At 29.2% G+C, this 17,473-nt stretch carries 29 protein-coding genes; 19 read left to right on the top strand and 10 right to left on the bottom strand.

The window, feature by feature from the left end; all coding sequences use genetic code 11:
* Positions 1-322 precede the first annotated feature (322 nt).
* The 4 genes from HA145_RS06300 (at position 323) to HA145_RS06285 (ending at position 2,046) form a co-directional block, all read left to right on the top strand.
* Positions 323-598 (top strand): hypothetical protein, encoded by a 276-nt coding sequence (locus HA145_RS06300; protein ID WP_032516569.1) that lies wholly within the window; start codon positions 323-325, stop codon positions 596-598.
* 189 nt (positions 599-787) lie between these two features.
* Entirely contained in the window at positions 788-958 is a 171-nt protein-coding gene (locus tag HA145_RS06295) for a hypothetical protein (RefSeq protein WP_209128367.1), read from the top strand.
* Positions 959-1,149: 191 nt separating this feature from the next.
* The gene (locus tag HA145_RS06290) at positions 1,150-1,440 is read left to right on the top strand and encodes a hypothetical protein (protein WP_209128366.1); all 291 of its coding nucleotides are present in this window, start codon (positions 1,150-1,152) and stop codon (positions 1,438-1,440) included.
* Between the two features lie 408 nt (positions 1,441-1,848).
* Entirely contained in the window at positions 1,849-2,046 is a 198-nt protein-coding gene (locus HA145_RS06285) for a DUF2839 family protein (RefSeq protein ID WP_209128365.1), read from the top strand.
* Positions 2,047-2,073: 27 nt separating this feature from the next.
* On the opposite strand, the gene HA145_RS06280 is transcribed toward HA145_RS06285, so the two are convergent.
* The 5 genes from HA145_RS06280 to HA145_RS06260 all read right to left on the bottom strand — a co-directional run bounded on the left by HA145_RS06280 (position 2,074) and on the right by HA145_RS06260 (position 4,236).
* Positions 2,074-2,334 (bottom strand): hypothetical protein, encoded by a 261-nt coding sequence (locus HA145_RS06280; protein ID WP_025979844.1) that lies wholly within the window; start codon positions 2,332-2,334, stop codon positions 2,074-2,076.
* A complete protein-coding gene (locus HA145_RS09575; RefSeq protein ID WP_245151819.1) occupies positions 2,335-2,556 on the bottom strand; it encodes a DUF3721 domain-containing protein in 222 nt (73 codons plus the stop codon).
* A gap of 2 nt (positions 2,557-2,558) precedes the next feature.
* Positions 2,559-2,789: a hypothetical protein gene (locus HA145_RS06270; RefSeq protein WP_025933759.1), complete on the bottom strand. Its 231-nt coding sequence runs from the start codon at positions 2,787-2,789 to the stop codon at positions 2,559-2,561.
* Positions 2,790-2,901: 112 nt separating this feature from the next.
* Complete coding sequence (locus tag HA145_RS06265; protein ID WP_209128364.1) at positions 2,902-3,045, bottom strand: hypothetical protein; 144 nt, start codon at positions 3,043-3,045, stop codon at positions 2,902-2,904.
* A 930-nt stretch (positions 3,046-3,975) separates the two neighbouring features.
* The gene (locus tag HA145_RS06260; RefSeq protein ID WP_209128363.1) at positions 3,976-4,236 is read right to left on the bottom strand and encodes a DUF1651 domain-containing protein; all 261 of its coding nucleotides are present in this window, start codon (positions 4,234-4,236) and stop codon (positions 3,976-3,978) included.
* Positions 4,237-4,532: 296 nt separating this feature from the next.
* On the opposite strand from HA145_RS06260, the gene HA145_RS06255 reads away from it, so the two are divergent.
* Together HA145_RS06255 and HA145_RS06250 are read left to right on the top strand one after the other, a co-directional pair.
* Complete coding sequence (locus HA145_RS06255) at positions 4,533-4,841, top strand: DUF3303 domain-containing protein (RefSeq protein WP_209128362.1); 309 nt, start codon at positions 4,533-4,535, stop codon at positions 4,839-4,841.
* Between the two features lie 61 nt (positions 4,842-4,902).
* On the top strand, positions 4,903-5,070 hold the full coding sequence (locus tag HA145_RS06250) for a chorismate-binding protein (protein ID WP_209128361.1): 168 nt from the start codon (positions 4,903-4,905) through the stop codon (positions 5,068-5,070).
* Between the two features lie 68 nt (positions 5,071-5,138).
* On the opposite strand, the gene HA145_RS06245 is transcribed toward HA145_RS06250, so the two are convergent.
* The 3 genes from HA145_RS06245 to HA145_RS06235 all read right to left on the bottom strand — a co-directional run bounded on the left by HA145_RS06245 (position 5,139) and on the right by HA145_RS06235 (position 5,898).
* Positions 5,139-5,303 (bottom strand): hypothetical protein, encoded by a 165-nt coding sequence (locus HA145_RS06245; RefSeq protein WP_209128360.1) that lies wholly within the window; start codon positions 5,301-5,303, stop codon positions 5,139-5,141.
* A gap of 11 nt (positions 5,304-5,314) precedes the next feature.
* Positions 5,315-5,500, bottom strand: coding sequence for a hypothetical protein (locus tag HA145_RS06240; RefSeq protein WP_209128359.1), 186 nt, complete (start codon positions 5,498-5,500; stop codon positions 5,315-5,317).
* 251 nt (positions 5,501-5,751) lie between these two features.
* On the bottom strand, positions 5,752-5,898 hold the full coding sequence (locus tag HA145_RS06235) for a hypothetical protein (RefSeq protein WP_209128358.1): 147 nt from the start codon (positions 5,896-5,898) through the stop codon (positions 5,752-5,754).
* A 191-nt stretch (positions 5,899-6,089) separates the two neighbouring features.
* On the opposite strand from HA145_RS06235, the gene HA145_RS06230 reads away from it, so the two are divergent.
* The 5 genes from HA145_RS06230 to HA145_RS06210 all read left to right on the top strand — a co-directional run bounded on the left by HA145_RS06230 (position 6,090) and on the right by HA145_RS06210 (position 10,767).
* Positions 6,090-6,728 (top strand): SOS response-associated peptidase, encoded by a 639-nt coding sequence (locus HA145_RS06230; protein ID WP_209128357.1) that lies wholly within the window; start codon positions 6,090-6,092, stop codon positions 6,726-6,728.
* A 96-nt stretch (positions 6,729-6,824) separates the two neighbouring features.
* Positions 6,825-7,547 carry a pseudouridine synthase gene (locus HA145_RS06225; RefSeq protein ID WP_209128356.1) on the top strand — a complete coding sequence of 241 codons (723 nt, stop codon included), beginning with the start codon at positions 6,825-6,827 and terminating at the stop codon, positions 7,545-7,547.
* 205 nt (positions 7,548-7,752) lie between these two features.
* Positions 7,753-9,507, top strand: a complete 1,755-nt coding sequence (locus HA145_RS06220; RefSeq protein WP_209128355.1) for an FAD-dependent oxidoreductase — start codon at positions 7,753-7,755, stop codon at positions 9,505-9,507.
* A 760-nt stretch (positions 9,508-10,267) separates the two neighbouring features.
* Positions 10,268-10,519, top strand: coding sequence for a hypothetical protein (locus tag HA145_RS06215; protein ID WP_209128354.1), 252 nt, complete (start codon positions 10,268-10,270; stop codon positions 10,517-10,519).
* Positions 10,519-10,767, top strand: a complete 249-nt coding sequence (locus HA145_RS06210) for a DUF1651 domain-containing protein (protein ID WP_209128353.1) — start codon at positions 10,519-10,521, stop codon at positions 10,765-10,767. The genes HA145_RS06215 and HA145_RS06210 overlap by 1 nt, the downstream gene beginning before the upstream one ends.
* Positions 10,768-10,991: 224 nt before the next feature.
* Here the strand turns inward: HA145_RS06210 and HA145_RS06205 are convergent, their stop codons facing one another.
* Positions 10,992-11,246, bottom strand: coding sequence for a high light inducible protein (locus HA145_RS06205; RefSeq protein ID WP_209128352.1), 255 nt, complete (start codon positions 11,244-11,246; stop codon positions 10,992-10,994).
* A gap of 237 nt (positions 11,247-11,483) precedes the next feature.
* Here HA145_RS06205 and HA145_RS06200 point away from each other — a divergent pair, with 237 nt between their 5' ends.
* The 7 genes from HA145_RS06200 (at position 11,484) to HA145_RS06170 (ending at position 15,231) form a co-directional block, all read left to right on the top strand.
* Entirely contained in the window at positions 11,484-11,708 is a 225-nt protein-coding gene (locus tag HA145_RS06200; protein ID WP_209128351.1) for a hypothetical protein, read from the top strand.
* 126 nt (positions 11,709-11,834) lie between these two features.
* Positions 11,835-12,098 (top strand): hypothetical protein, encoded by a 264-nt coding sequence (locus HA145_RS06195; protein WP_209128350.1) that lies wholly within the window; start codon positions 11,835-11,837, stop codon positions 12,096-12,098.
* Positions 12,095-12,274 (top strand): hypothetical protein, encoded by a 180-nt coding sequence (locus tag HA145_RS06190; protein WP_209128349.1) that lies wholly within the window; start codon positions 12,095-12,097, stop codon positions 12,272-12,274. Before HA145_RS06195 ends, HA145_RS06190 begins: the two co-directional genes overlap by 4 nt.
* A gap of 62 nt (positions 12,275-12,336) precedes the next feature.
* Positions 12,337-12,486: a hypothetical protein gene (locus HA145_RS06185; RefSeq protein WP_209128348.1), complete on the top strand. Its 150-nt coding sequence runs from the start codon at positions 12,337-12,339 to the stop codon at positions 12,484-12,486.
* 55 nt (positions 12,487-12,541) lie between these two features.
* Positions 12,542-12,847, top strand: a complete 306-nt coding sequence (locus HA145_RS06180) for a DUF3764 family protein (protein WP_209128347.1) — start codon at positions 12,542-12,544, stop codon at positions 12,845-12,847.
* Between the two features lie 454 nt (positions 12,848-13,301).
* Positions 13,302-13,640, top strand: coding sequence for a DUF3303 domain-containing protein (locus tag HA145_RS06175; RefSeq protein WP_209128346.1), 339 nt, complete (start codon positions 13,302-13,304; stop codon positions 13,638-13,640).
* Positions 13,641-14,208: 568 nt separating this feature from the next.
* Positions 14,209-15,231, top strand: a complete 1,023-nt coding sequence (locus tag HA145_RS06170) for a hypothetical protein (RefSeq protein ID WP_209128345.1) — start codon at positions 14,209-14,211, stop codon at positions 15,229-15,231.
* A 597-nt stretch (positions 15,232-15,828) separates the two neighbouring features.
* Here HA145_RS06170 and HA145_RS06165 read toward each other — a convergent pair.
* A complete protein-coding gene (locus tag HA145_RS06165; protein ID WP_209128344.1) occupies positions 15,829-16,197 on the bottom strand; it encodes a hypothetical protein in 369 nt (122 codons plus the stop codon).
* Between the two features lie 782 nt (positions 16,198-16,979).
* Between HA145_RS06165 and HA145_RS06160 the strand changes: the two genes are divergently transcribed.
* The gene (locus HA145_RS06160; protein WP_209128343.1) at positions 16,980-17,393 is read left to right on the top strand and encodes a hypothetical protein; all 414 of its coding nucleotides are present in this window, start codon (positions 16,980-16,982) and stop codon (positions 17,391-17,393) included.
* The last annotated feature ends 80 nt before the right edge of the window (positions 17,394-17,473 follow it).

Raw genomic sequence — 17,473 nt, 5'->3', positions numbered from 1 at the left:
GATTGATGATGATGCAGCCATAATGATAAATGGTAGTATCATGCCTGAGTTTAACCATCTTAAAAGTCTAATTTTTTTGTTAATTACTCTTGGCATCTTTTTCTGATTCCCTTAATTGCAAACTAACAAGTAAATAAATGGTGTAAATGATTAATTAATCTTTTTAAATATCATTCTTTAGCTATTTTGGAATTAAATTTTCTAAAGAAAATTATTTTAATTGCATCTGGATTTTTTATCTTAAGAGAAATTTTTAGGTAATTAATACCTTGTATTCTTCAAATTTATTATGCAAGATTTAGAAACATTAGATTTCTAAATAATGATTAAAAATTTTAAAGAGGGCCCTGAAGAATTTAAAGATTATGATTCAGAACTGTTACTTAAGATTCTAAATAAGACATCACTGGAGAATGAAAAAGGCGATGATAAAGAACTATTTGTAGATGAAAATTGGAAAATTAATTCAAAAAATATGAGTAATATAATTCATTCAGATAATTCAAATTTGAAAAGAATATTATCAGATATTTTCCCTAATAAAAAAATAGTGATTCAGGATAATAATGATGGGTCGCAAACAATTTTCTTATCCTAATTTAGGAAATATTAAAACCTTATTTACACTATCTATTCAATATTTATTTTTTTGAGAAAAATTTAGTAAAAATTACTCTCGCAGAATTTTTTTAAAGATGTTATTGTTCATTTACGTTCATCCAAGTTTATATCTCTGGACGCATGAAATGGGATTAGGGAACGGGATTCTCATTAACTGCAAAAGACCATGAATAACCTCTTACAAATAAGAGAAAAAATCAAAAAAGCCAATAGGCTATATGAAGCTCAACTTTTGGCAACTAAAAGTGGAGAAGTTACTCCATACAGAAGATCCGTCTTTGAAGAAAGAATCAGGAAAACACAAAAAGAAATGAAATTGAAAGACTCAAAAAATTAAATTCTTTTTTGAAACTGATCAATTAAGAGGGGGTTTTATCCCTCTCTTTTTTTCTTTTTATAAAAACAACGTAATTATTAATTTTTTTTTTGATTATCGATTATTAAAAAGAAAATAATTTTGATGCTTTTACTATTGATTTAAATTATATAAATGGCAAATTTAATTCAGTAATTAAGAGGTAAATAAATATGTTTAAAAAGAAAAATAAACAAATTAAAACTGTACCCAATAAATCAAATTTAGATCAAGTTTTATGGTTTATAGAAAATTATTTGCCCCAAAAGAGAGATCGAGGTGTTCAAAAAAAATTGTATATGGATAACCTAGAAGCAGAGACTATTAAGATATTTTCTAAATTAGCCTCTACACGTTCTAAAACATTATTTCCAACTACAAAAAATACGACAATCTCTTTTACCTTTGGTAATTGGGCCTTGCCTTACCTTAAATTGCTTAAGAAAATAGGAATAGCTAAGTAAGAAAATTGTGATCAGCTAGAACTAGATTTATCCCGCAAATAAAAATAAATAAAGATTAAAAAGTCTCTGAAAGTTCTTTTCGAAATTTAAGGAGGAATACTTACTTTACATAAAAAATACAATTGCTAAGTTTAAGATAAGAGATCTATTTATTAATGTTTCTAAATTATCTGCCTAGTGAAATGGTTGAAGTTGTTGGTTTGACAATGATTTTTTCATTTCTAGTTGGAACTATTTTAATTTTGTTATTTACATCGGATCAGGCAAATACAAAGAATCTATATTTAAAGAAGGCTAAATAAATTTAAAATAATTTGTTTATCTATAAAGAATCTCTGTTTTTAATAAAGTTAACTCGCAGGTGTAGAACATAATTTTTAATATTGATACATAAACAAATTTAAGATTATGGGCGAAGCTAAAAGAAGAGAAGAATTAGGATTGCCACCTAGACAAAAAAATGAATTAAATAAATCTGATAGATACCTTTCATGGCTTCCAATTACTAAATCAAAAATTAAGAAATACCCTTACATGGGTGTAGCAACAATGGCAATAGGAGCGATAATTTTCTTAGTAAGTGGGGGCGCAAATAGTATTAATTAGTTAGATTTTGCTTGGCTTAGAATATATCTAAGATTTTTTTTGTAATAGTTTAACGCCAGATATTATTGAGATTATTGAAGCTATACCAAGAAATATCGAGTAAAAAGGTTGCAAATTAATAATGCCAAAATTACCCGTATGCCATTTTATTAACCAAAAAGCATCTACTCCTAATGGTTGAAGAATACTATAAATAGTCCCAGATACAATAGTAATTAGTAAGGGGATTGCTGAAATTGCGGTTATTTTTCTGTGAATTTTTCTTTGATTTGTTTTTAATTTTTCCATCTATTTCCTCAAATAGATATGTAATTCTTTTTCGTTTTTGCATGGCATCCATTTATCTTGATTCTTATGTATTCCTTCGCAACCAATTTCTAAAGCCCTTTTTTCAGCTTCCTCCTCAGAAAGAAATGTACCCCTCATATGTGCAAGAGAATAATTATTGAAATTTAGAGATAGGAAAAATAAAAAAATAAAAAATTTAAAATTTCTAAGAATAATACGCATTTTTAACTTTTGAGGATAGAGTCACAAATACTAGATGGGTTTGCTTGTTTAACTATTTTTAGTCTTTTGATAAGTTTGTCTCGATCTATTTGATGTTTTAAATATTTAATACATAAATTTTTTTCCTTATATACCTTAGCTATTGGAGTAATCTTTAAAGCAATTGCAAAAGTACCAATAACTAAAAGAATGTTTGTAGCAAGTCTAATGTTTGGTCGAAAATTAGATCTCATTCGTATTCTTTATCTCTGTCAATAACTTCCCTTAAATATATATCTTTTAGCTCGTCATTGTATCCATTTTCTTTTACAAATTTCTCTAATTCCTTCAACTCTTTTTCTGTCATTAAGCAGATTTGGATATATTGTTTTTCATATCTTCAATTTGGTTGATTAATTCATCTAACCATTCTGTATTATTTTCGGATCTTTTCTTAAGATATTTAATTTTAGGTTGATTTATTTCTAGTGTCTCATAATCTCCACTCATAAATTACCCCTAAATTTATACTCTGCATAATTTATCTAGAGAGATTAGGTACATCAATAGGTTCTATTACTTATTAAACATTTACTATGAGTAAAAAGTCTTTTTTTAATAGTATAAATATGAATGAATTTATCTTTATAAAATATGGCAACTAATGAAGAACTAGAAAAAAGAATTGAGACTTTAGAAAAAGAAGTACAACATTTAAAAGCTGTTCTGCAATATCAAATGAGAAATAAGAAAAAGTGATTCTTATTGCATAGCAATGACTTTTGGTCAGATAAGTATTTTCTCTTGGTTGTTTTAGGTACCTAATGAAAAAGCTAAATATTAAAACTTAGTCCATAATTAACTACTTTTGAAAAAATAACTTTAGCCATTGATATTTAGAACATATTTGTTTTTATATATATAAAACTACCCGATATGATTAACTCAATAGCTATTACATTGTTACTATTAGGCTGTTTAGTTGCTTACAAAAGACTCAAAAGAAAGAAAAGACAATTTCACGCACCACCTACAAATCAGCTTCCTAGTTGAAGATTAAATTCCGTCTTCGTCTTCTCCAAAAGGATTGTATCTAATATCCCAGATTAGAACTACTGCTATAGATAAAAGCAATAGACCAAAAATAACTTGAGGAGGAGGAAATAACATCAATAGAATATAACAATTATCAATAAGCTTTGCTTAAGAAAATTTTAAAGGATAATCGATATTGTATGGTTCTAAATGTTTTACGTAACATGCTGTTGTGCAATCTACTCCCTCACTATTTATGCTACAAGAAGTTATACATTCAAAAAAGCTTTCCAAAGCATCTGAATCTTTAATATTTGAATAAATGTCTTTTTTCATTATCAATTACCAATTCCGAAGCTTATCTAGCAATTAATATTTAATAATGTCAAATTTTAGGTAAAGTACCTAATCACCATTTTTAGAAAAAAATATTGTACCTGTAGCTTTTTTCCACCCTTCCTCTAATAGTTTTTTATATTTATGTCTTTCTTCTTCGATAGATTCAACTCTAGAGCCTTTCATAACTGGCTTACATGATCGCTTAAAAACACAATCATAAGATATGAAAATTGCATTAATTATAGAAGAGTTCTTAGAACTATCTTCAAAAGTTTCAAATACTTTAATCCTCGATCTGGCTTTATTGATTAAAGTAAATTTTTCCATAAAAAAAAGGGCGTTAGCTTTGCCCCAATAAAAAAGCGTGATAATCCCCATCACCCAGCCTTTTTAAAATCTTAGCACTACATATGGTGTTTGTAAGTATTTAAAATTACCTATTGATGGGGTTGTTTGTTTCTGTTTAATTTGTCATTATAGGAGTCCCCATCACCTAGGCTCGTAAGAGTCTTTTTTTTTGTTTTTTTGCCTTTGGGTTTATGAGTTTTTAATTAGTGTTTAAAGACTTTTTATTTAATTTTTAAATTCGATAATTAATAATTTAAAAAAAAGTAATTTTATTCATGCAAACTTACATAGTGCACTGGCAATTTCCAGATCAAGAGAGTCATATGCAAGGGGCCGAAGCTTTTGCGGGTTTTGTAGAAGGAGGATGCGAAGGTGATGAATTTGATGGGTTTAAAGTTCTTAATCGAGTAGTAAATCCTGAGGGAGCTAATGGTTGGGCAATAGTTGAATCTTCAAACCATCAGAACATTTGGAAATGGAGTAGTATCTGGGTCGATAATTTTGGAGTAGAAATTGAAGTTACACCAGTTTTAACGGATAAGGAATTTCTTTCCGTCCATAAAGAAATTGCAGCAGCATCTTAATAATAGTTGACCTTTTGAATGTTTGGCTGTTGTTCACAAATAAGAGGGGAGTAGCTGTTTTATGGGAAAATTTTCTTCTAAAGAAATTGAAATTCAATACAATTTAATAAAAATGCTTTTAGCTGAACCTGAAAAGTATAGAGATGCCATTAATGCAATAAAGAAAGATATTGTATATATGCCTATAGAGCTTAAAAAAAAACTTGAGGAAGAAAATATTTTCTTATGATTGAGATGCAAATAGCATTCATCATGATCTTTAATTTTTAAAAATTAGTAAATCGCCATCCTCGTAGACTAACCGAGAGAGTCTAAATCTCTACGATGGTGAACTGTATTTCCTTCATTTTGTTGAACTTTCTGTGCTTTCATTAGATCTGCGTTTGTTGGATAATCTTTTGCATTATCAAGATCTCTTGCAATTTTATCTTGAATTGCGAATGGTTGTCTTTTAAAATTCATGATTAATTTCCTCAAAATTTTTGCTGGATTCTGATTACAGAACCTGGATTGTTGTGTACGTAAGAGTTGAATTCTCTCGCAAGCATTAGGCAATCGTATGCATCGCGTGCGTAGAAGCCAACTTCATGTGTCTTATTTGATGAATCTTTGTAACTCAACACATATTTATTACAAGATTTGATCGGTGTTGAAGGCATTTTATTTATTTCTATAACAACTAAGTTCTAACTAAGCATGCTGATCAACCGACTAATAAAAATGTACGGTTTAAGGCACAAAAATATACGGATAGAGGACCAACAATTAAATTTAAAAATGAATATAATGTTTTTGTAAATTATTTTGAAAGAAATAATAATTCCGTTAATCCTATATTATTTTTTCTAAATAGTAACCAGTTTTTAAAAGCATCTTTTTCTTAAAAATATTGCTTTATAAACATATTAAATTATCTAGCTAAATTAGTGTGTTCGAGATTATAAATATATTTTTCTCCATCATCATCACCATCGTCATCATCATTGAAAGAGGAGATTAATACATAAACTCCTCCAAGTCCAAGTAACATAGATAAGTAAAGAATTGGATCTGTCATAACTTAAGTTTGAAACATTCAAATTAAATTTGAGGAATCTTTCTAATATCTAAATTATCTTTTAATTATTTATATAAGAAACTTTCTACCATCAAAAAATTGTTTTTTACTTGAGAAAACTGAAAGTAGATCTAAAATAAGGAAAATTTGCTGCTTTTCAAAAGTGAGTTTTAAAAATATTTTAAAAATCAATGTGCGGAAGATTTGAGCTGAAAACTAAATTTGATAAGTTGCCAAAGGTTTTAAAACAAGACTATCCAAATGGACTTGATTCTAAATATGAGACTCAAAATCTAATAAGGCCTAATGATCCTGTGCTTGTAATAAAAAACGAAGGAAGAATTAAAACTACTTTTATGACATGGGGCTTTATTTCGCCTTGGGCGAAAGACCCATTTGATGAAAAGAAACCAAGACCATTTAATGCAAGATCAGAAACTGTGGAAGAAAAAATACTATTTAGTGGAAGTTGGAAACATAAAAGGTGCCTAATACCTGCAAGTGGTTTTTTTGAAAAAAAATATCTTGTTCGAAAAGCGAATTATGAAACTTTTTGGTTGGGAGGGATTTGGAGTAAGTGGGCATCACCAGATGGGGCAGAACTTGAGAGTTGCTGCGTTTTAACAACTGAACCAAATGAACTAGTTAAACCTTTACATCACCGCATGCCAGTTATTGTGCCTAATGGATATGAGGAGCAATGGACAGAGCAAGTAAAAGATGCTGATGAACTAAAAGGTTTGTTTCCAATTATGATGAGTTGGAAACCCGATGGATGGTTAGTAGAAGATTTAAAGAATAAAAAAGCTGATCAAATGAGTTTGTTTTAAGTGAAATTTTTACAACCAAAACTGCTCAATAAATATAATTATTTTTTTTTTGAATGCAAATAAATTTAAGATAAACAATAGGGTAACTTTGACAACATGGCTATAAGAATAAATAAATATTTAAGTGAAGTGAGTTACTGTTCTAGAAGAGAAGCAGATAAACTTATTAAAGAAGGGAAAGTAACCATAAATGGGGAAATTCCTGAAATGGGCGCTAAGGTTGAGGTGGGTGATCAGGTAGAAGTTGAAGGCCAAATAGTAAAAAAATCAACGAAACAAAAAAATATTTATTTAGCCTTTAATAAACCTATTGGAATTGTTTGCACAACTGATACAAGAGTTGAACCCAACAATATTATAGATTACATCGAATATCCAACAAGAATTTTCCCTATTGGGAGATTGGATAAACTTAGTGAGGGATTAATTTTTTTAACTAATGATGGAGATATCGTAAATAAAATACTTAGGGCAAGAAACAATCATGAAAAAGAATATATTGTAAGTGTAAATCGTTTTATTAGTAGAGACTTTATTCAAAGGATGAGTAATGGAGTTGAAATATTAGGCTCCACTACTAAGAAATGTTTCGTGCAAAAATTGGGTCCAAAAAAATTTAAAATCATACTTACTCAAGGACTTAACCGTCAGATTAGAAGAATGTGCGATTCCTTGGGCTACAGAGTGCAATCATTAAAGCGTGTAAGAATTATGAATATTAAGTTAGACTTACCAACAGGCAAATATCGAGAGATTACCAAAGCAGAACTATTAGAATTAAATAATTTACTAGAAAACTCCTCAAAAACATTTGAGTAATTAAAAATTCACTTATTAGTTAACTTAATATGACTAGACTCGTCAGCTGTTTGCATGCTTTCGTCGCGGGCAGTATTTTCTTGATAATAAATAAGACTCAAAAAAACGTCCATGAATTCAATGCTTATATTCATATCTAAAAGATTCAAAGTACTTATTTTTCCTGACACTAAAGAGTTAATATTAAATTACTAAATTAAAAACATTGCTTTTTAAAGAACACCTCACTCAAATAACAAATGTTCTCGTAATTGGTTGTGGAGGGGCTGGTTTAAGATCTGCTATTGAAATAAAAAAATCTGGTCTTGATGTATGTATTCTTGGAAAAAGACCAAAGACTGACGCTCATACGGTCTTAGCAGCAGGAGGGATCAATGCTGCTTTAGGGAATTTAGATAAAGAAGACTCATGGGAACAACATTTTATTGATACTTATCTAGAGGGGTATGGCATTGGGGATCCTTTAAAGGCTGAAATTATGGCTAAAGAATCCCCATCACTAGTAAAAGAAATAGATAAATGGGGAGCAAATTTTGCAAAGTTGAAAAATGGCAAACTAGATCAAAGATTTTTTGGTGCCCATAAATATCGTAGAACTTGTTATTCAGGAGATTATACTGGATTGTCAATTTTAAAAACTCTTTTAAAAAAATCAGATGAGTTAAAAATTCCTATTTATGATAATCAATACGTCACTGAATTATTAATTCGAGAAAATACTTGCTTTGGAGCAATGACATTTAATATGTCATCTTCAGAGAGGACTGTATATTTTGCAGATGCGGTTGTTTTATGTACAGGAGGGCATACAAGATTATGGAAAAAAAGCTCATCTAGAAAAAATGAAAATACAGGCGATGGTTATTATTTGGCTCTAAAAGGAGGATGTGAACTAATAGATATGGAAATGGTTCAATTCCACCCTTCTGGGATGGTTTTACCTGAAGATTTTGAAGGCACTTTGGTTACTGAAGCTGTAAGAGGTGAGGGTGGAAAGTTAATAAATAGCAAAGGAGAAAGATTCATGAAAAAGTATGATCCGAAAAGGATGGAATTATCAACAAGAGATAGAGTGGCGATTGCTAATTATACAGAAATAATAGAAGGCAGAGGAACAGAAAATGGAGGTGTTTTTCTTGATATAAGCCATAAAAGTAAGGAGTTCATTGTTGAAAAATTGCCAAGCATTTATAGACAGTTTCTTGAGGCACAAATGCTTGATATTTCAAAATCACCAATGGAGGTTGCCCCGACTGCCCATTATTCTATGGGTGGAATCTTAGTAAATCCAAAAAATTTGGCAACTTCTGTAAAGGGTCTTTTTGCTGCTGGGGAGGTAGCAGGAGGACTTCATGGAGCAAATCGTTTGGGGGGGAATTCTTTAGCAGAAATAATTATTTTTGGTAGACGTGCGGGCATTGCAGCTTCAGAATATTCAAAAAACATTGATCGCCAATTAAGATCAAATAAAGCCATCGCTATTGCTCATGAAAATATTAATAAATTTATTAAAAATGGAAATGAATTAGTGAGGCCCCTGCAAAATGAATTGCGATCAATAATGTGGAAATATTGCGGTGTGATTAAAAACGAAACATTACTTTTAGAGGGATTATCAAAAATTGAAACGATCAAAGATAAACTTATTGATATTGACGTAAGAATCGATAAATATAATTGCGAAGATCTAGCTTTGATTTTTGAGTTGCAATCTTCTCTTTTTAGTGCAAAAGCGACAATTTTTTCGGCACTCCAAAGAAATGAGAGTAGGGGTGCACATCAAAGAAGTGATTTCCCAATACTTGACTCTGGATGTAATTTTAATTGTAAAGTAAGTATGGATAATAACGGTAATTTAAAAATATCTAAACTACCCTTAAAAGAATTAAATCAAGAACAAAAAAAAATAGTTTCAAATGCAAATAGAGAAGAAGATATTAGGAATAAACTGCTTGAGTAAACTTTTTTACTTTAAATGAAATCTTTGGTTATAAAGGAAATTAAAATAGAAATTTTTCAACTTATACGTGCATATTTAAAAATGAAAATGGTGCGTAGATATATTCTTGGATGCAAAGATCACAAGGAACTGCTGATATGAAAGTGAAAGCTTGGGAATAAGTGAAAGCTTGGGAATAAGTGAAACCAAAACTACTTACTCAAATAATAGTGTCTGAAAATTAAAAATAAGGAGTATATGGAACTTCTGTTTTCATTGAGTCGCCATAGTAACTCTCTGCAGACTTCACTAATATCCAATAAATAAAATTCAGAAATGTTGTTTTCATAAGAATATCTATGGCTTCTCTTATTCAAAACAGTATTTAAAATTAAAACAACGTAGAAAATACTTAATTCTGATATTTGTGTTATTGATAGATAGATTTTTATGATCATATTTAGGGATGAAAAACACTATTTTTATTGCTTTTATTGCCCTTTTCAATATTATGAAGAGACGGTTTAACAGTGGGTAAAAGAACAAGGAGATGGAATTTTACTTGATTATGATTTAGTAAAAATCAATGATCACAAGTCTCATTCCTTTTATAGAGTTTCAAGCTTGGAAGACTTTACAGAGATGTTAGATACTGAATGGGATAAGGCTAATAATTCTAATGTTATTTTTTATAAACTTGAATTATTTGAATGACTATTAACTCGCAAAGGTGAAGCTTAATCTTTAATATTTAAGCAATTATTTGATTATTTCTTGTTTAATGGAAGAAGAAAGAAAAAAGTTAGAAAATATGTATCGAGAACTAAATGAAGAAGATACTAATATAAAGAAATGGAATCAAGCACTAATACCAAAAACAATATTATTACTCCCTCTAATAACTTTTATCTTAACTTTTCTAAAAATAAATACTGATAAATCAATAATTGATTTACTTGGATTTATAGCTATGGGCGGTTTAATAGTTTCTGGAGGTATTTTTCTAAATTATCTTTTATCTAAAGGCAAGTAATGAAGAAATTTACTCTTATAAATAAAAATAGAAGCAGAATTAAAGTCTTTGAACCATTTGAAGATGTTTCCAGACCTACACCATCTATTAATGCAATGATGATTAGTTATGGATGTGTTTATAAGAAAAGTAGTAAACCAGTTATGAAAGGAAGTAGAGTTGAAACTATCGAAGCAGCAAGGAAAGAATATAAACGATTACTAGAGGAAGGTTGGAAAAAGACCAGTATTTTTAGGAGTTATTTTTAAGGATAGAAGTTTACTTTCCAACGTATCACACAATAATTTAAAGGGTTATATCCTTTGCAATTCCAGAAATTGAATATTTTTACAGCGAAATGATGAAAATTAACATCATTGAAAAATGCCCAAACAAAATAAATAGCAAATGCAGTTCAAACAAACACAGAATATTGAAACCAATGCGTTCCAGAGTTGTCTAAAACATTTTTGTCAAAATTTGGATTACCAATTTAAAGGATTGGATATGCTATCCATCCAAATAAGGTGTAATTAATAATGACAGCCATGAAGCCTATCATTGCGAGCCTTCCATTTGTTCTTTCTGCGATAAACCAATAGCTATTTGGCCATTCAAATTTGGTCTTATTAGAAAATTGATCTTCTGAAAGTGGAGTCTCTTTAGGATTATTGTCCTGATCAAGATAATAATTACTATCTGGGTAATAGCTTTCGCTTCGAATATTGTCTTCTTTTTTTTCAATCATTTTTATAAAAATTTGGTTTTGTTATATCTTAAAAACTAAAAAGGGTAATTAGGTTAAAAAAGTATTTCATAAACAATATATTTTATCTTTTTCTGACTATTGCCTAGGAACTACTTAGTCATCTAGGGCAAAATTATATCTAATTTTTTGCTTAGTTTTAGATGAATTGAATTTTGCTAGATTTAAGTAATATCTTCAGATGTTTTGTTTATGAGCTTTAAATATCCACAGTATTTATTGTTCCTTTTATTATGGTTATTTTTATTACCATCTCTTAGGGCAGATTATTTTTCTCCATCTCATAGTTGTTCAGAACCATGGGATAAGAGTGATCGATATGATGTAGATAATTTTAAACAGTGTATTGAGGATTTCGTTGATGAAATGAATGATCAAGCTTCTGAACATATTGAAGCTGCTAATGATGCTATTAATGATTGGAATAGTTTTGCAAGTTATTAAAAATGAAGTGAAAGCTTGCTATTTTAATAAAATTAAATTTATGCAAAATTATTTTTTGCGTGAGTTTTTCGTGAGATTTAATTTGAAGGTAGATCTAAAATCGAAAGGATAAAACACTCTTTATTTATGGAAAAGTTATTTATCATTTGTACCTTTGATTGCTCTTTTCAATATTATGAAGAGACTGTTAAGCAGTGGGTAAAAGAACAAGGAGATGGAATTGTAATTGATTATGAATTAGTAAAAATCAATGATCACAAGTCTCATTCCTTTTATACAGTTTCAAGCTTGGAAGAATTTACAGAGATTTTAGATACTGAATGGGCTAGGGAATGGGATAAAGCGAATAACTGTAAAGATATAGTTTATAAACTTGAGCTGGTTGAATGACTAATAAATGGAATGATAAATCTTGGCAAAAAGATTTCTTGAACATGAAGTCACATTCTCTTGCTGATGCAAAGTTACTCATGGGAGGTGTAAAAGGATTGAAAGATGCTTGGCGTTTAGGTGTTCTACACGTTGAATATGAAAGACTAAAGAAAAAAACTAATGCAACAAGATAAATATTCTTAGCGTTCGCAGAAGATCCTGATGGATATAAGATAGAGTTAATAGAAAGAAATTAATGAAGGAATTAGAAGAAAATACTATTGAACAAATAAGAACTCTTCTTAATTATTTAGAGCAAACAGATCTATTAAAAAACAAAGATATTCTTAGGTGTTTAGATGTAATAGCAAGAGAATATGGTGGAAAAGTAGTTGATGAGAATTAAAATTTATATTGATTGACAGTCGATCTAAAATAAGGATAAACTTACTTCCTTTTTTATGTCTTGTTCAGTTACCTCCGTATTTACTTTTAAAATTGAAAGCACTTTCGATGAATGGACTGCAATATTTGATAGTACAGAAGCAGATAAAAGGCATTCAGAATTTAATATAAAGCCACTTTTCAGAGGAGTAAGCAAGGAAGATCCTCAAAAAATAATTGTAATTCATCAAGCTCCAGAAGGGAATGTTCAAAAGTTTGTGGAAGCCAATGCTGAATGGATGGCAACTCATAGAGTTGACTTATCAACAATGGAGGAATCATCTTGGACTGCTTCATTAACAAAGGATAGTTGTTGTGATTAATTAAATGGCAAATCCAGATCAAAAAACAATACTGCTAGAACAAGCTTATGACCAACTTAAGACAATTTTTACCATGTTCCAAGCTTAATCTGGTGCTACAGATATGGAAGTAAAAACCTTACTAAGAGAACTTGCAAGGGGTTATGAAAAAGATATTAATGACGATTACGAGATAGATTGGGAGGTTTAATCTTCTCCTGTTTCGAATAATAAAAAGAGCTTCTTTTTATCGAACAGCTTCAGGAGCTACAAGCTACTGGAAGAGAAGAAGCTGTTGGACTATTGCATAAGGCAGCAAAGTAAAAAACTAATTTTGATTGCCAAAACATGATGTAGTTTGATATTGATTGACAGTTAATCTAAAATAATTCCTTCAGCAGAAGTATTCATTTCAAGATTCTTAACTCAATTTTAAATGCGATGTCCTATAAAGATTTATAGATTTATTAATCAAATGAATACTTATTTAGTTACTGCAACTTTTAAAAATGTTGCTCTAATGGGTGCTGCGTACGATCTTTTTTTAAAGGTTATTGAAGATGGAACTTTGAATGATGAGTTTGAAGGATTCAAGGTTTTGGGAAGGTATCATGCCTCTTATTCAAATAATGTTTATATTATTGTCCAAGCTTCAGCAAGCATAAAAATGACTGAACACTTTGCTCCCTGGAAAGTTAAGTTTGATATAGATTTTGACATCAAGCCAGTTATGACTGACGATGAAAAAGTTGTAGAGCATAAGCTTGTTGGTTCATTAATGGCAGCAGAACAGAAAATGGGATTCACAAGTTAATTAATTTTTGAAATTAAAATTATAAATATTTTTTTCTCTGTTAAAAGAGCCCAAAAGATTAAAAATACTACTGATATATATCGAGTAATTTTATATAAATTACCAATAAAACTAATGTTACTACACATACACCAAACACTGTATTTGGTTGATTATGCAAAAGCTCTTTAGTAAATTCTATTAATTCTTCCATTTATAAATTATATATAAATGAAGAAAGAATATTTTTGTTTGGCATCAGACTATAAAAATGTGCTTTGCGTGGGTTTTGCGCGAATTATGTATTAGCTGTGACTTACTGCCATAAGAGGTCGGGGCGACAGGATTCGAACTTGTGATCTAGTGCTTTCAAAGCGCCCGCAATTTATATTGATTTTTAAAGACTTAATCTTTTTCAATAGTTTTAGAGAAAGATTATTAAAAAAAATAAAATTATTTTCACAGCTTTGGGCACTTTTTGGGCACTGTTATCTTCACATTTTGATTTAAATTTGGAATCTTTTCAATTTCTTGAACAAAAAATCAAGCTAATTATTTTTTCATTATTTAAGCTAGTAAATATTGACTTTTGCAAACCCCTTTATCGTTATGGATTTTACCAGTGATTAAAAAGAAGAATTTATCAGTATTTATTTTTTTTGTCTTTCAGTTTTTCTTTTTAGATGCCTACGGATCATCGAAAAAAGTTGATGAAAAAATAAATTTGAAAGATAAATTAGAAAAAAAATATTTCCCCACTACAAATGTTAAAGGTAGTTTATTTTTTACTTTAGGAGCACTATCGGAGTCCACTTCAAGTGAGTCTTTACACTTTACGTATGAGAATAAAATTAGATTAAATACTAGTTTCAAAGGAACAGATAATTTATTGACGGTTTTTGAATCAGGGAATGCATTAGATAGCCCCTTGATGCTTGATTTACAAAGTAAAAAAGGGGATAACCTTAAAATCTCAACCCTTTTGTATAGATTTCAGTTGGATGATGAATTTGAAGTAATAATTGGACCTAAGATGTTTGGTTACCATGGTTTAGCAGGAAAATCTACTGCTTACAATGAAAGGATTGCAATTTTAGATGGAAGTAATTTCACAACATCATCTGGAATTGGTCCAGGTATTGGGATATCTAATAGGAAAAAGAATGGATTAAATGCCTCTTTTAAAATTGCTTCAGATAGCTCTCAAATTGACAATGAATCAATACACTTTATTAATCAAATTGGATTAATAAAGAAAACTTTTGGGGGAACCATCACAACTAATCTGAATAATGATTTTGAGGCTTATGGTATTGCAACTTTCTATAAACCAAAGAACTTTCCTTCAATAAGTGCATCTATTGAATACAAGGATATGGATTCAGGTAAAACAATAAAAAATTGGGTTTTTGCATTACAACAAGGTCTCCAGAACAAAAAAATTGGTATTGCAGTTGGTACATATAATTCAGAGGAAAAAATTGGTTACGAGGGTTGGAGTGAGATAAATATTTCAGATAAATTAAAAATTATTCCAGTTTTTTTTGTTAGAGAAACCAATCAGGTAAGCCCTGAATTAGGTTTTTCAATCAATACTAAATTTAGTTACTGATTGTAATTGAAAAAAAATTCATAACTTTATTTTCTATTAAGGGGATATTTAGAAATATGCTTGGGCACTTTTTAGGATAAATTTTGTTTTAGTTGAGACTTGCTGCTATAACTGTTTGGGGCGACAGGATTAGAACCTTCGACCTGGTGTTCCCAAAGTACTTAATAGGCAAAGTGCCGCACTAGGTTTTCAATCTATATCAAATTTTTTGCTTGGTTCTGAGAGGGTTATCGTGACAAATAAAGTAATATTTGTGCGCAGTTTGTACGCAAAATCATAGTTGAGAAAAATTTAAATAGCATTTTATACAAGATGTTGATCTATTTAAATCAATAAAAATTTGAGAGATGAAATATAGTTTTAGGAAATTACGATCAAAAATTTTGGAATCATTTAATTACTTCGAATATCTAAATTCAATATCATTTCATCCACCCGTAATGATAACAACTACATTAGTATTCTTTTATATAAGAAGAAAAATTTTATTAGCTGGCAAAAAACATTAGCAATCTATTTAATATTTATATTTTTGAATGAGTCAAAAATTAAATAAGCGAAGCAAGTGATAAAAACAATTACATATATAGATTCCATTTAACTTACTGTTGTTATTGAACTGCTTAATCCATAAGTGAGAAAAATAAAGCTTGCAAAAGTAACTCCAATCATTACTGTTGTGTAGAGTTTATTTAGTTTGAAATTATTACTTGCAGATGAAAAGTCAGCAATAACAAAACTTTTCATTGAATATTTATCTCTATTTTTGAAATTATTGCTCTTAACTAAACTACCTAAGATTGGTTTTTTGGGATAACTAATTTCTTCATTAATTACTGAATTTAGACCTTTATCCTCATTGAAGAATCTTGGAAACATGTATGCATGCCATAAAGCGATTATGGCTACCCAAAAAACTACACTAACTCCTGCAAAACCAAAAAGTAAAAATCTAAAGGTTTCCATATTTTTTTCTAATAAACTAAAATTTACATCAAAAAAATATCTTAAATATCGCAATTCAAAAAATATACTTTAAGTAAATCAATTAATCATTTCTTGATGTTACTAATGATTAGAATCAATGTTATTTAGGGTTTTTCTTTAAATATAAGTTAATGATCAAATCATTTAATTAAGTAAAAAAGACAAAATAATAATCAAATTTTTCTTACTCTTAATTTAATACCTTGCCATGATTCCCATAGAACAGTATTTATTTTTTGCAGTTTCTATTTATGCATTTTTTTATCTTTCAATGACCATAGTAAGCTCATTAATTAGCTTTTCATAAACAATAATCACATAAATATTAAACACTTAATTGTATAAAATTAATCTTCCTGTTTTTTGAAACTCATTATATAAATATATAAGTAGATATTAGGGCAATCTACTAACCGCTAGCTTTGATAAAGCGGTTCGTAATGAGAACCTCCCTTTGACCTCATTTTCTTTTTCGCAATCTTAGAAAATGAGGTTTAAATATTTTTTAATAGCAATGAATATTAAATTAAATTTTTAATTTCAACCCTAAATTATTAAATATTATTCCTTCTTATGTATATTATTTACTTTTTAAAAAAGAGTTTTTTATTTATAAATAATATGTAGATATTTGGCGAATCTGCAACGGTATAGATTCCGTCTTTATGAACCTAGCCAACGAAAATATTCTTAACTACGTTTTAGTTATTTTAGTAGTTAGGAATATTTTTATTTTAAGGTTAATTTTTTCTTAAAAACAAATGATCAATAAATCAAGTAATGATTCTACATTAGAAAAAATTTATAAGAATTTAGAATCTGGAATGCCAGAGAATAAATCTATCAAAGAGTATGCACTGCCTAATGCAAGACAGTGGCTTGGTGGAAGATTTGTTGCTATATGGGTTTTACCTATTTATTTTTTAAGAAAAATTGTAAAGTTTTCTGCTTCTTCCGCCTTTGTTAAGCCATATTCTCCTTCTAAAAATGGGCCATCTTATAAGCAACCAGAAACCTTATTTACTTCTTTACGAAGTGTTTTTAGTGGTGAAGATCATTTAAGATTTTTTGATCATAGATTTATTGGTATTTGGGTTTTACCAATTGCCTTAACTGGGATAGTTTTTGAAATCCTTCTAATAGCTCCTACTAATAACACTTCGCCTTTCAACTAAGCATCTTTTGTCCGAAATTTATCCTGATAATTCAAGCAATATTTGTCCACTTTTTATAAAAGTTGTTATAAGTAAGGCCT

The sequence above is a fragment of the Prochlorococcus marinus XMU1411 genome (assembly GCF_017696075.1).
GTDB classification, from domain to species: Bacteria; Cyanobacteriota; Cyanobacteriia; order PCC-6307; family Cyanobiaceae; genus Prochlorococcus_A; species Prochlorococcus_A marinus_V.
Note: the sequence above shows the minus strand (reverse complement) of the source record. Positions and strands in the feature narration are given on the sequence as shown.

Bases quoted from the DNA above. Each gene is read 5' to 3' on its own strand.
- HA145_RS06260 (WP_209128363.1), bottom strand. From the start codon at position 4,236: ATGGAAAAATTTACTTTAATCAATAAAGCCAGATCGAGGATTAAAGTA.
- HA145_RS06290 (WP_209128366.1), top strand. From the start codon at position 1,150: ATGTTTAAAAAGAAAAATAAACAAATTAAAACTGTACCCAATAAATCA.
- HA145_RS06210 (WP_209128353.1), top strand. From the start codon at position 10,519: ATGAAGAAATTTACTCTTATAAATAAAAATAGAAGCAGAATTAAAGTC.
- HA145_RS06240 (WP_209128359.1), bottom strand. From the start codon at position 5,500: ATGCCTTCAACACCGATCAAATCTTGTAATAAATATGTGTTGAGTTAC.
- HA145_RS06195 (WP_209128350.1), top strand. From the start codon at position 11,835: ATGGAAAAGTTATTTATCATTTGTACCTTTGATTGCTCTTTTCAATAT.
- HA145_RS06165 (WP_209128344.1), bottom strand. From the start codon at position 16,197: ATGGAAACCTTTAGATTTTTACTTTTTGGTTTTGCAGGAGTTAGTGTA.
- HA145_RS06235 (WP_209128358.1), bottom strand. From the start codon at position 5,898: ATGACAGATCCAATTCTTTACTTATCTATGTTACTTGGACTTGGAGGA.
- HA145_RS06175 (WP_209128346.1), top strand. From the start codon at position 13,302: ATGAATACTTATTTAGTTACTGCAACTTTTAAAAATGTTGCTCTAATG.
- HA145_RS06295 (WP_209128367.1), top strand. From the start codon at position 788: ATGAATAACCTCTTACAAATAAGAGAAAAAATCAAAAAAGCCAATAGG.
- HA145_RS06285 (WP_209128365.1), top strand. From the start codon at position 1,849: ATGGGCGAAGCTAAAAGAAGAGAAGAATTAGGATTGCCACCTAGACAA.
- HA145_RS06160 (WP_209128343.1), top strand. From the start codon at position 16,980: ATGATCAATAAATCAAGTAATGATTCTACATTAGAAAAAATTTATAAG.
- HA145_RS06230 (WP_209128357.1), top strand. From the start codon at position 6,090: ATGTGCGGAAGATTTGAGCTGAAAACTAAATTTGATAAGTTGCCAAAG.
- HA145_RS06280 (WP_025979844.1), bottom strand. From the start codon at position 2,334: ATGGAAAAATTAAAAACAAATCAAAGAAAAATTCACAGAAAAATAACC.
- HA145_RS06265 (WP_209128364.1), bottom strand. From the start codon at position 3,045: ATGAGTGGAGATTATGAGACACTAGAAATAAATCAACCTAAAATTAAA.
- HA145_RS06250 (WP_209128361.1), top strand. From the start codon at position 4,903: ATGGGAAAATTTTCTTCTAAAGAAATTGAAATTCAATACAATTTAATA.
- HA145_RS06245 (WP_209128360.1), bottom strand. From the start codon at position 5,303: ATGAATTTTAAAAGACAACCATTCGCAATTCAAGATAAAATTGCAAGA.
- HA145_RS09575 (WP_245151819.1), bottom strand. From the start codon at position 2,556: ATGCGTATTATTCTTAGAAATTTTAAATTTTTTATTTTTTTATTTTTC.
- HA145_RS06300 (WP_032516569.1), top strand. From the start codon at position 323: ATGATTAAAAATTTTAAAGAGGGCCCTGAAGAATTTAAAGATTATGAT.
- HA145_RS06180 (WP_209128347.1), top strand. From the start codon at position 12,542: ATGTCTTGTTCAGTTACCTCCGTATTTACTTTTAAAATTGAAAGCACT.
- HA145_RS06270 (WP_025933759.1), bottom strand. From the start codon at position 2,789: ATGAGATCTAATTTTCGACCAAACATTAGACTTGCTACAAACATTCTT.
- HA145_RS06205 (WP_209128352.1), bottom strand. From the start codon at position 11,246: ATGATTGAAAAAAAAGAAGACAATATTCGAAGCGAAAGCTATTACCCA.
- HA145_RS06185 (WP_209128348.1), top strand. From the start codon at position 12,337: ATGAAGGAATTAGAAGAAAATACTATTGAACAAATAAGAACTCTTCTT.
- HA145_RS06255 (WP_209128362.1), top strand. From the start codon at position 4,533: ATGCAAACTTACATAGTGCACTGGCAATTTCCAGATCAAGAGAGTCAT.
- HA145_RS06215 (WP_209128354.1), top strand. From the start codon at position 10,268: ATGGAAGAAGAAAGAAAAAAGTTAGAAAATATGTATCGAGAACTAAAT.
- HA145_RS06190 (WP_209128349.1), top strand. From the start codon at position 12,095: ATGACTAATAAATGGAATGATAAATCTTGGCAAAAAGATTTCTTGAAC.
- HA145_RS06225 (WP_209128356.1), top strand. From the start codon at position 6,825: ATGGCTATAAGAATAAATAAATATTTAAGTGAAGTGAGTTACTGTTCT.